Source organism: Caulobacter endophyticus (assembly GCF_003116815.1).
Classification (GTDB): domain Bacteria; phylum Pseudomonadota; class Alphaproteobacteria; order Caulobacterales; family Caulobacteraceae; genus Caulobacter; species Caulobacter endophyticus.
On record NZ_QDKQ01000030.1, the window covers coordinates 40,804 to 50,834 of the forward strand.

The window sequence follows — 10,031 nt, forward strand, 5'->3', positions numbered from 1 at the left end:
AAGGTCGCTGAATTCTTCTCAAAACGGGTAGCTAGATGAGGTCTTCGAGCCCTCGGGCGCCCAGCCGGACCGTGCCGGTGATGTCGACGTCCTTGAGGTTGGCGCTCGTGAAGTTGGCTCTGGAAAGGTCGGCGCCCGCCAGGCATGCGCCGCGCAGGTCGGCCCTGGCCAGATCGGCGTTGGTCAGGAGCACGCCGGTCAGGTCGGCCGGCAGCAGCCGGTCCTTGCCGATCAGCAGCGGCCCCAGCTGGGCGTCGCGCAGGTCGGAGCCGGAAAGCTTGGCGCCCTTCAGCCGCGCGCCCCGCAGGTCGGCCCGGCGCAGGTTGCAGGCCCGAAGGTCGGCGCCTTCGAGCTGCGCGCCCTGCATCTGCACGCCTTCCATGTCGAGGCCGTAGAACACCGCCCCCTTGGCCGACAAGGCCGTCAGGTTGAAGCCGCGGATGCTCTTGAGATTGCGCAGGTCAGCCTTGTCGAAGACCGACGGCTTGCCCTCGCCCCCGCCGGTTTCACACCAGCGGGCGTGGTCGGCGATCATCTGCTCGTAGGGCATGTCGGAGACGTCGACGCCCGAGGCCTTGTCGGTCAGGGCCCCTTCCATGCTGGCGCCCGTGACGTTCCAGGACATGGTCTTGACGCCCACCAGCACGGTGTTGCGCAGATCGGCCCCAGCGAGGTTTGCGCCCGAAAGGTCGGCCCCGGCCATGTTGGCGCCGTTGAAATTGGCCTGCTTGAGATTGGCGCGGACCAGCTTGGCGTCCTTCAGGATCGCGTCGCTGAAGTCGGCCTTGGTGGCGACGATGCCCGACAGCCGCGAGCGCTCGAGGTTGGCGCCCGAAAGGTTGGCTCCCATGGCGTAAGCCTCGCGCTGCACCGGCTCGATGATGCGGTAGCCCTTCTCGCGGTCGGCGGCGGCGATCTGGCCCTCGCGCAGGTCGGCCTCGAACATGTCGGCGCCGGTCAGGTTGGCGCCGCGCAGGCTGGAGCCGCGCAGGTCGGCGCGACGCAGCGAGGAATCGGTAAGGTCGGCCCCCTGCATGTCGGCGCCGTAGAGATTGGCGTTGTCGAGCTTGCAGCGGCGCAGGTCGGAGCCCACCAGCAGCGCGCCGGTGAAGTCGGCGTCGCACAGATTGCGCCCGGCCAGGACCAGGCCCGACAGGTCGCAGAAGGCGAACACGGCGCGCGCGCCGCCGAGCCTAGCCGACCACAGGCGGTCGTGCTTGGCGCAGATCACGTCGACTTCTTGTTGCGTCAGGCGCCGGTGTTCCTGGCCCGCCGCTGCCGGGGTGTTCATGCAAGCTCGCGTCGTTTCCCCGAAGGGTAGACCAACTTGATGCGCCCATCAGCATTAACGTCGTGTTTCCAGGCACTTCCTGCGCGTAGCGACTGCCTGAGACGACGTAGGGTTCCTTTCGCCCGCGGACGAAAGGAACCCCGAAGTCTCTGCGATCAGCCGATCGCCGGCAGCTTCTCGGCGCGGGCCTCGTCGAGGTAGCGGGCGCCCACCGGCTTCAGGTCGGCGTCCAGCTCGATGACCAGCGGGTTGCCGGTGGGAATCTCGACCTTGACGATCTGGTCGTCGGGCACCGCAAACAGGTGCTTGACGATGGCGCGCAGCGAATTGCCGTGGGCGGCCACTAGGATGTTCTCGCCGGCCTTCAGCTTGGGCGCGATGGCCTCTTCCCAGTACGGCAGCACCCGCACCAGGGTGGTGGCCAGGCTTTCGGTCGACGGCAGGCTCGCGCCCTTGTAGCGGCGGTCGCTGGCGAAGTCGTACTCGCCGCCCGGGGCAAGCTCCGGAGGCGGAACATCGTAGGAGCGACGCCAGATGGTGACCTGCTCCTCGCCGTGCTTCTCGGCGGTCTCGGCCTTGTTGAGGCCGGTCAGGCCGCCGTAGTGGCGCTCGTTCAGGCGCCAGTCCTTGGTGACCGGCACGAAGCTCTGCGCGGCCGCGTCGAGGGCCAGGTTGCAGGTGCGGATGGCGCGGGTCTGGACCGACGTGAAGGCCTCGTCGATGTCGAGCCCGGCGGCCTTGATCAGCTCGCCGCCCTTGCGGGCCTGGGCCTCGCCTTCGGCGGTCAGGTCGACGTCGACCCAGCCGGTGAAGCGGTTTTCGAGGTTCCACTGGCTCTGGCCGTGGCGAAGCAGGACGAGGACGGGCATCTGCGCTCCTTGAGTGAGGTCATGGCGGGCTAAGGCGCGCGGGACGCCGCGTCAAGCATCGCCCCTATCCAGCCACAAGGGGCGTGGTATAGGCGGACCATGCCCGATCGCATCTTCTTGCCTCTCTGCGCGTTGGTCGCGCTGGCGTTGGTCGCCTTGTCCCTGGTCTGGCCCCAGGGCTACGGTGATCGATCGCCTGACCCGTTCGGCTCGACGCCGATCCAGCAGACTCCGGAGATGAAGGCTCTGATCGAGAAGGAAAAGGCCGCCGCTCGCCGCAGCGAGCAGCGACGCGCGCAAGAAGCCGCCGCTACTGGCGACCCAGCGCAATAGTCGCTTCTTCTCGCGTCATTATCGATCAATCGTCACATTGATCGATCATCGTCATACGAAGAGGGTGGAAGCAAACCACTCCGACAGCTAAACGCATCCCATCACTCATTGAAGCGAGCTCCAATGTTCTCGACTCCCCGCGCCGATTTGGTTCCGAATACCGCCGCTTACGAAAACGAGCCGCTGGTCAAGGCGACGGGCTTCCGCGAATACGATGCACGCTGGCTGTTCGGCCCCGAGATCAACTTGCTGGGCATCCAGGCGCTGGGCCTCGGCCTGGGCACCTACATCCATGAACTGGGCCAGTCGAAGATCGTCGTCGGCCACGACTTCCGTTCCTATTCGTCGTCGATCAAGAACGCCCTGATCCTGGGCCTGCTGAGCGCCGGCTGCGAAGTGCACGACATCGGCCTGGCCCTGTCGCCCACCGCCTATTTCGCCCAGTTCGACCTCGACATTCCGTGCGTGGCCATGGTCACCGCCAGCCACAACGAGAACGGCTGGACCGGCGTGAAGATGGGCGCCCAGCGCCCCCTCACCTTCGGCCCCGACGAAATGGGCAAGCTGAAGGACATCGTGCTGGGCGCCAAGTTCGTCGAGCGCGACGGCGGCAAGCTGATCCGCGTCGAAGGCCAGGCCGAGCGCTACATCGCCAACGTCGCCACCCGCGCCAAGGTCACCCGCCCGCTGAAGGTGCTGGCCGCCTGCGGCAACGGCACGGCCGGCGCCTTCGCCGTCGACGCCCTGCAGCGCATGGGCGTGTCCGACGTGATCGGCATGGATACGGACCTCGACTACACCTTCCCGAAGTACAATCCGAACCCGGAAGACCTGGAGATGCTGCACGAGATGGCCAAGGCCGTCCGTGAGCACGGCGCGGACCTGGCCTTCGGCTTCGACGGCGACGGCGACCGGTGCGGCGTGGTCGACGACGAGGGCGAGGAGATCTTCGCCGACAAGATCGGCCTGATGCTGGCCCGCGACCTGGCCCCGCTGCATCCCGGCGCGACCTTCGTCGTCGACGTCAAGTCGACCGGCCTCTACGCCACCGACCCGATCCTGAAAGAGCACGGCTGCAAGGTCATCTACTGGAAGACCGGCCACAGCTACATCAAGCGCAAGAGCGCCGAGACGGGCGCCCTGGCCGGCTTCGAAAAGAGCGGCCACTTCTTCATGAACGACCCGCTGGGCTATGGCTACGACTGCGGCCTGACCGCCGCGGCCGCCGTGCTGGCCATGCTCGACCGCAATCCGGGCAAGAAGCTCTCGGACCTCCGCAAGGCCCTGCCGGTGGCCTTCACCTCTCTGACCATGAGCCCGCACTGCGACGACGAGAAGAAGTACGGCGTCGTCGCCGAGGTGGTGAAGGAATACGAAGACCTGTTCGCCGCCGGCGGCTCGATCCTGGGCCGCAAGATCACCGAGGTGATCACCGTCAACGGCGTGCGCGTGCATCTGGAAGACGGCTCGTGGGTGCTGGTCCGCGCCTCGTCGAACAAGCCCGAAGTGGTGGTCGTGGTCGAGAGCACCCAGTCCGAAGACGACATGAAGGCCCTCTTCCACCAGGAAGTGAAGCCGCGCCTGGGCGCCCGCGTGGGCAAGTACAACCAGGAAATCTGATCGGGCTCCCCCCCCTGAAGAACGAAAGGCCGGGGAGCGATCCCCGGCCTTTTTGTCTGGCGGCCTCAGCCGAGGCGCTCAATGCGCACGGCCACGTCCATCTGCTCGGCGCCAAGCTGCTCCATGACCTTTCCCTCGCGCTCCAGCGGGACCAGATCCTGGCGCAGCGAGATTCGCGCGCCGCCGGCGGCCTCGAGCTTTCCCGCGGCGACGTCGAGCGCGCTCAGGCACCGTTCGGTTGATTGCGCGAACTCCTCATTGATTGCGTAGCTGCGCTCCACCAGGGTAAGCAACTGGCTGTCCTTCGGCTCGCCGGCGAGTGCGGCCAGGTCCATGCGCCTGGCCTGCGCCGTAAGCGCGCGCGTCTGCGCGACCATGCGTCGGCCGTTGACCCCGATCAGCCGCAGCCGCTTTACGGTCGAGACCTCGTCCCTGGCGTTTCCTGCGTAGGCGATAATGGCCGCCATGCCGTCCAGGACCTCGGCCTGGGCCAGCATCAGCTGTCGCTCGGCCGAGTCGGCCGGCAGCAGAGCCGCCCGGGAGCGGGCGCCCAGGGCCTGCCCCTCCATCAACCGCACGCTGCCGGCCTGGACGAGCGCGGCGGCGTTCTTCAGGCTCCCCTGATCGCCCTTCCGCAGCGCGACCAGCATCTGGCGAAGGTCGCGCGCCAGCTTGGCGATGTCGGAGGCGAAAGCGGCCGCGTCGCGCGCGGTCTGGTCGACGAGCTTGTCGTCATCGCTGTCTCCGGGCCAGGCCGGCATGGCCGACAGCGTCCGGGCCGCCGCAGAAGCCTCCGCCTCGGCCTGCGCCAGAGCCGCTTCGAAACGCTCCATCGAGGCGCGGTCCGTCGTCGACAGCAGGGCGCGAAGATCGACGCTGGCGAACGCCGCCGAAGCCCGATCCATCTCGGCGGAAATCGCCTGGGTGCGCGCTGCGATCGCCGCGTTCTCGCCCTGCGACGCGGACTGGGCGGCCGCCGCGACGCCGGGCGCGGCCTGAACGACGCCCAGCGCCAGCACAACGGCCACCGCCGTCAGAGTTTTCCGAAACACCTACGCCCCCGCGCAACAAGACTTCGGCGCAGCTATGGCGTGTCACGCGCCGCCCCGCAACCGGGCTCAGCCGCCGGCGGCGAGCACCTCGCCGATCTTGTCGACCAAGGCCTTGCCGGTGAAGGGCTTCATCACATAGCCGGCCGCGCCCAGCTGGAGGGCCTGGACGATGCGGTCCAGACGCCCCTCCCCCGTCAGCATCAGCACGGGAATGTCCTCCGCGCCCTGGGCCGACTTCAGGCTGCGCAGGGCGTCGAGGCCCGAAAGGCCCGGCATGCGCACGTCCAGCAGGATCAGCGAGGGCGGTGCGGCGGCCACCGCCGACAGCAGCTCCTCCACCGTCTCGAACGAGCGCGCGCCATAGCCGCCGCGACCGAGCTGGATCTCGACCAGCTCGCGCGTCAGGGCGTCGTCGTCGGCGACATAGATCTGAGGCGGCGTAACCAGCATGCGTACTCGAACAAGGTTAACGCTGCTGCTTACCGCGCTCGCGGAGTCGCGCAAGTGCTCAAGCGCACACTCGGCCCCGATCCGGGGCCTAAGCGCACCGCCAGATCACCGCGTGCCGAAAGTGCGGTCGCCGGCGTCGCCGAGACCCGGAACGATGTAGCCGTGGTCGTTGAGCTGCGGATCCACCGCCGCCGTCCAGATCTCGACGTCGGGATGGGCCGCGCGCAGCGTCTCCACGCCCGGGACCGAGGCCAGCAGGCAGACGAAGCGCAGGTCGCGCACGCCGCGCTTCTTCAGCAGGTCGATGGCGGCGACGGCGGTGTGGCCGGTGGCCAGCATCGGGTCGACGACGATGACCAGGCGGTCGGCGATGTCTTCCGGCGTCTTGAAGTAATATTCGACCGCTTCCAGCGTCTCGGGATCGCGATAGAGGCCGATGTGGGCGACGCGAGCGGCCGGCACGAGATCGAGCATCCCTTCGGCCATGCCCAGGCCGGCGCGCAGGATCGGGGCGAAGACCAGCTTCTTGCCGGCGATGACCTTGGCCCTGGTCGGGGCCACGGGGGTCTGGATCTCGACCTCGTCCATCGAGAGCTGACGCGTGACCTCGTAGCAGATCAGGGTCGCGGTCTCGCGCATCAGGGCGCGGAAGGTCTTGGTCGAGGTTTCCTTGTCCCGCATCAGGGTCAGCTTGTGCTGCACCAGCGGGTGGTCGACGACGGTCACGCCCGGAAGGGATTGGGTCGACATGGGCGGCGGTATCCTGGTCTTGAAACGGCTTTACCGTTCAAGTGCCGCCTTCCGGCCTTCAGGCCAAGCGCTAATCAGCCGCCAAGGCCGACGATTGTCCTGAAGGCCCAGACGGTGCAGCCGATGCAGACCAGGAGCGTCATGAAGTCGGCCATTCCCGACCTCCGCTTCGCTACCTTGTCCTTCTTAGCCACGCCCGCCTCGCTGTCCCCTGCGTATGGGCATCTTCACGCATCAGGCTGAACACGACGCTGACAAACGCGGTTAAGCGTCCGTTTTTCAAAAGAAAAGCCGCGCCGCGCTTCCTGGGGGAGGATGAAGCGCGACGCGGCTGGGACCGGGTCGTTGGGGGAGGAACCCGGTCGGGTTCTTAGCCGTGCAGCTTGATGGCCGCGGCGGCGATCAGTTCGCCCTGGTGGCGGGCGCCGTCCAGGTCGATCTGGGTCGGCTGGCGGCTGCCGTCGCCGCCGGCGACGGTGGTGGCGCCGTAGGGCGCGCCGCCGACGATCTCGTCGTTGCTCATCTGGCCCTGGTGGCTATAGGGCAGGCCGATGATCGTCATGCCGAAGTGCAGCAGGTTGGTGATGATCGAGAACAGGGTGGTTTCCTGGCCGCCGTGCTGGGTGGCGGTCGAGACGAAGGCGCCGCCGACCTTGCCGTTCAGCGCGCCGCGGGCCCACAGGCCGCCGGCCTGGTCGAGGAATGCGGCCATCTGCGAGCTCATGCGGCCGAAACGCGTGCCGGTGCCGACGATGATGGCGTCGTAGTCGGCCAGTTCGGCGACGGTGGCGATCGGCGCCTCTTGGTCGAGCTTGAAGTGGGCGCCCTTGGCGATTTCTTCCGGCACGGTTTCCGGAACGCGCTTGATGTCGACGGTCGCGCCGGCGCTGCGGGCGCCTTCGGCCACGGCCTTGGCCATGGTCTCGATGTGACCGTACGACGAGTAGTAGAGAACCAGAACCTTGGCCATGAGAGTCTCCTAGAGAAAGTCTTCTTGAGGTTGGGGAGGAAAAGACGCGGCCTGAGCAGCCGCGTCTTGAAGGAATTCAGCGACGCTTTGTTTACGCCGCGTCGACCAGCACCAGCTCGGCGTCGGCCAGGGCCTTCACGCGGATGGTGTTCTCGTTGGCGATCGCCGCGCCGTCGCGGGTGTCGACCTTGACGCCGTTGACTTCGATCGATCCCGTCGAAGGCACCAGATAGGCGTGGCGGCCGGCGCCAAGCTCATACTCGGTTTCCTCGCCGGCCTTCAGCGTCGCGCCAAGGACGCGGGCGTCGGTGCGGATCGGCAGGGCGTCGTTATCGTCCTTGAAGCCGCTGGCCAGGGCCACGAACTTGCCGGAACGGTCGCCCTTCGGGAAAGGCTTGGCGCCCCAGGCGGGCGGTTCGCCGCCGCGGTCCGGAATGATCCAGATCTGGAAGATCTTGGTCACGCCCGGCTCGAGGTTGTACTCCGAGTGGCGGATGCCGGTGCCGGCGCTCATCACCTGCACGTCGCCCGCTTCGGTGCGGCCCTTGTTGCCCAGGCTGTCCTGGTGGGTGATCGCCCCCTCGCGGACATAGGTGATGATCTCCATGTCGTTGTGCGGGTGCGGCGGGAAGCCGGTGCCGGCGGCGATGGTGTCGTCGTTCCAGACCCGCAGGGCGCCCCAGTGGACGCGCTTGGGATCATGGTAGCCGGCGAACGAGAAGTGGTGCTTGGCGTCGAGCCAACCGTGATTGGCGCCGCCCAGGCTGTCGAACTTGCGAACTTCGATCATGTCGATCTCCTGGAGTGTCTTGTGTGGCTGGCCGTGTTGGCCTCTCCGTTGACGAGGAAGATGGAGACAGATCGCTTGATCCGAAATAGAAATGGTCGAAAGAAACCATTTCCAAAAATGACACCATGAAACTTCCCGACTTCGAGGCCTGGGCCGTGTTCGCCAAGGTGGCCGAGACCGGCTCGTTCGCCCGCGCCGCCAAGGACCTGGGCCTGTCGAACGCCACGGTGTCCAAGGCGGTTTCGCGCCTGGAGCAGCGGCTGGGCGCCACCCTCTTCCACCGCACCTCGCGCCGGCTGTCGCTGACCGACAGCGGCCAGAGCTCCCTGGAGGCCGCCAGCCGCCTGCTGGCGGACGGCGAGACGCTGGAGCTGGAAGCCTCGGCCCAATCGGCGGTTCCCAAGGGTCTGGTGCGGATGGCTGCGCCGATGTCGTTCGGCATCGGCTATCTGGGACCCGCCCTCTCGGATTTCTTCGCCCTCTATCCGGAGGTGTCGGTCGAGCTGTCGCTGTCGGACCAGCTGATCGACATAGTCGAGGACGGCTTCGACCTGGCCTTGCGGATCTCGGCGCTTGAGGATTCGAGCCTGCTGGCCCGACGGCTGTGCCCGGTGCGGGTGATGCTGGTCGGCTCGCCGGCCTATTTCGACAAGCATGGCCGGCCCGAGCATCCCAAGGATCTCGCCCGCCACCGCGCCCTCTTCTACACCGGCGGCCGCTCGCGCGACGCCTGGCGGTTCGAGCACAAGACCCAGGGCCAGTACGCCATCAGCGTGCCTGCGCCGCTGCGGGCCAACAACGCCGACGTCTTCCGCGCCCTGCTGCTGGACGGCCAGGCCCTGGCCATGCAGCCCGATTTCATGGTCTGGAAGGACGTGGCCGACGGCCTGCTGGAGCAGGTGCTGGCCGACTGGACCCCGCCGGCCATCGCCATGCACCTGGTCACCCCGCCCAATCCGATCCGCCCCGCCCGCGTGCGCGTCCTGATGGAGTTCCTGGCCGAACGGCTGGCCAAGGCGCCGTGGCTGGGGTGAGGTGAAAGGGCTCTGGAACTTCCCGGCGACCACTGCTAGGTAGTCGCCTCTTCGCTTCGGGCCGCGGCCCGGCGAGATGCGGGCGTGGTGAAACTGGTAGACGCGCCGGACTCAAAATCCGGTTCCGAAAGGAGTGTCGGTTCGACCCCGACCGCCCGCACCAACTCTTCCTGGCAAAGATTTTCACCGTCGGACGACGGGCCGGCGACAGCTCAGGCCTTGGCCGTCCTTGAACGGTCTGGACGGCGGAACGACGGATCCTGGGCGCAAGGCCCAGGAAAGCGAAGCACCCGCCCCTATGCGCTCTTCAGCCAGACCTTGACCCACCAGTCGGGGCGCTCGTCCTCGGTCATCTCGGTGGTCCAGGCCAGCACGTCTGGATGGGTGATCCAGAAGCCGTAGGGCGGCGCGTGGCCGTCGTTCTCGAAGCTCAGGTCGTGCTCGCGGTCCTGCGGGACGCCGGCGTTGGGCATGACCCAGTCATCCGCCGGCGGCGGCTCGATGGCGTCGACGAAATGCAGGGCCGCCTGCAAAAGCCCGCTCGCCGAGTCGCTGGTCGCCACCTCGCGAGTCGCCGGATGCCGCTTGAGAAAGGCGACGCCGGCCTCGTTGGTCAGGACGATGGGCTTTAGAGCGGAAAGCGGCGTGGGCGTGGTCATGGCCGCAAGCTAGGCGAGGCCGCCGGCCGACGCCAGGATTCGCGCGAGACGCCGCACGCACGCGCCAGGACACGAGCCCCGCCCAGCGAGGCCCGCGCTAGCTGTCGTTTCCAAGAAGGTTGTTCACGCGCTGCCAAGGGGTGAGGCCTTTGATGCCGGAGTGTGGACGCACGAGGTTGTAGGCGTCGGTCCAGGGCTTGATGGCCTTGGCCC

At 67.4% G+C, this 10,031-nt stretch carries 11 protein-coding genes, 1 tRNA gene and 1 pseudogene; 4 read left to right on the forward strand and 9 right to left on the reverse strand.

What is annotated here, in order from left to right; genetic code table 11:
- Positions 1-31: 31 nt before the first annotated feature.
- Together DDF67_RS07130 and gpmA are read right to left on the reverse strand one after the other, a co-directional pair.
- On the reverse strand, positions 32-1,291 hold the full coding sequence (locus tag DDF67_RS07130; RefSeq protein ID WP_109100209.1) for a pentapeptide repeat-containing protein: 1,260 nt from the start codon (positions 1,289-1,291) through the stop codon (positions 32-34).
- A 155-nt stretch (positions 1,292-1,446) separates the two neighbouring features.
- The gene (gene gpmA, locus DDF67_RS07135; RefSeq protein WP_109100210.1) at positions 1,447-2,160 is read right to left on the reverse strand and encodes a 2,3-diphosphoglycerate-dependent phosphoglycerate mutase; all 714 of its coding nucleotides are present in this window, start codon (positions 2,158-2,160) and stop codon (positions 1,447-1,449) included.
- Positions 2,161-2,259: 99 nt separating this feature from the next.
- Here gpmA and DDF67_RS07140 point away from each other — a divergent pair, with 99 nt between their 5' ends.
- Both DDF67_RS07140 and DDF67_RS07145 read left to right on the forward strand, forming a co-directional pair.
- A complete protein-coding gene (locus DDF67_RS07140; RefSeq protein WP_109100211.1) occupies positions 2,260-2,493 on the forward strand; it encodes a hypothetical protein in 234 nt (77 codons plus the stop codon).
- Between the two features lie 123 nt (positions 2,494-2,616).
- Positions 2,617-4,113, forward strand: a complete 1,497-nt coding sequence (locus tag DDF67_RS07145) for a phosphomannomutase/phosphoglucomutase (RefSeq protein ID WP_109100212.1) — start codon at positions 2,617-2,619, stop codon at positions 4,111-4,113.
- Between the two features lie 65 nt (positions 4,114-4,178).
- Here the strand turns inward: DDF67_RS07145 and DDF67_RS07150 are convergent, their stop codons facing one another.
- From DDF67_RS07150 to DDF67_RS07170, 5 genes are all read right to left on the reverse strand, one after another.
- Positions 4,179-5,141 (reverse strand): hypothetical protein, encoded by a 963-nt coding sequence (locus DDF67_RS07150; protein WP_109100213.1) that lies wholly within the window; start codon positions 5,139-5,141, stop codon positions 4,179-4,181.
- A gap of 90 nt (positions 5,142-5,231) precedes the next feature.
- Positions 5,232-5,615 (reverse strand): response regulator, encoded by a 384-nt coding sequence (locus DDF67_RS07155; protein WP_109100214.1) that lies wholly within the window; start codon positions 5,613-5,615, stop codon positions 5,232-5,234.
- A 105-nt stretch (positions 5,616-5,720) separates the two neighbouring features.
- A complete protein-coding gene (upp, locus tag DDF67_RS07160) occupies positions 5,721-6,365 on the reverse strand; it encodes a uracil phosphoribosyltransferase (protein ID WP_109100215.1) in 645 nt (214 codons plus the stop codon).
- Between the two features lie 370 nt (positions 6,366-6,735).
- On the reverse strand, positions 6,736-7,335 hold the full coding sequence (wrbA, locus tag DDF67_RS07165; RefSeq protein ID WP_109100216.1) for an NAD(P)H:quinone oxidoreductase: 600 nt from the start codon (positions 7,333-7,335) through the stop codon (positions 6,736-6,738).
- A 91-nt stretch (positions 7,336-7,426) separates the two neighbouring features.
- Positions 7,427-8,125 carry a pirin family protein gene (locus DDF67_RS07170; RefSeq protein ID WP_101719896.1) on the reverse strand — a complete coding sequence of 233 codons (699 nt, stop codon included), beginning with the start codon at positions 8,123-8,125 and terminating at the stop codon, positions 7,427-7,429.
- A 125-nt stretch (positions 8,126-8,250) separates the two neighbouring features.
- On the opposite strand from DDF67_RS07170, the gene DDF67_RS07175 reads away from it, so the two are divergent.
- Positions 8,251-9,159, forward strand: a complete 909-nt coding sequence (locus DDF67_RS07175; protein ID WP_109100217.1) for a LysR family transcriptional regulator — start codon at positions 8,251-8,253, stop codon at positions 9,157-9,159.
- 78 nt (positions 9,160-9,237) lie between these two features.
- Positions 9,238-9,322 (forward strand) — tRNA-Leu (locus tag DDF67_RS07180).
- Positions 9,323-9,455: 133 nt separating this feature from the next.
- Here the strand turns inward: DDF67_RS07180 and DDF67_RS07185 are convergent.
- A complete protein-coding gene (locus tag DDF67_RS07185) occupies positions 9,456-9,818 on the reverse strand; it encodes a hypothetical protein (protein WP_109100218.1) in 363 nt (120 codons plus the stop codon).
- Between the two features lie 97 nt (positions 9,819-9,915).
- Positions 9,916-10,031: pseudogene (locus tag DDF67_RS26470) on the reverse strand (IS481 family transposase); the annotation flags it as partial.

Excerpts from the sequence above, each read along its gene's own strand:
- DDF67_RS07130 (WP_109100209.1), bottom strand. The coding sequence starts at position 1,291 with ATGAACACCCCGGCAGCGGCGGGCCAGGAACACCGGCGCCTGACGCAA.
- gpmA (WP_109100210.1), bottom strand. The coding sequence starts at position 2,160 with ATGCCCGTCCTCGTCCTGCTTCGCCACGGCCAGAGCCAGTGGAACCTC.
- DDF67_RS07140 (WP_109100211.1), top strand. The coding sequence starts at position 2,260 with ATGCCCGATCGCATCTTCTTGCCTCTCTGCGCGTTGGTCGCGCTGGCG.
- DDF67_RS07145 (WP_109100212.1), top strand. The coding sequence starts at position 2,617 with ATGTTCTCGACTCCCCGCGCCGATTTGGTTCCGAATACCGCCGCTTAC.
- DDF67_RS07155 (WP_109100214.1), bottom strand. The coding sequence starts at position 5,615 with ATGCTGGTTACGCCGCCTCAGATCTATGTCGCCGACGACGACGCCCTG.
- upp (WP_109100215.1), bottom strand. The coding sequence starts at position 6,365 with ATGTCGACCCAATCCCTTCCGGGCGTGACCGTCGTCGACCACCCGCTG.
- wrbA (WP_109100216.1), bottom strand. The coding sequence starts at position 7,335 with ATGGCCAAGGTTCTGGTTCTCTACTACTCGTCGTACGGTCACATCGAG.
- DDF67_RS07170 (WP_101719896.1), bottom strand. The coding sequence starts at position 8,125 with ATGATCGAAGTTCGCAAGTTCGACAGCCTGGGCGGCGCCAATCACGGT.
- DDF67_RS07175 (WP_109100217.1), top strand. The coding sequence starts at position 8,251 with ATGAAACTTCCCGACTTCGAGGCCTGGGCCGTGTTCGCCAAGGTGGCC.
- DDF67_RS07185 (WP_109100218.1), bottom strand. The coding sequence starts at position 9,818 with ATGACCACGCCCACGCCGCTTTCCGCTCTAAAGCCCATCGTCCTGACC.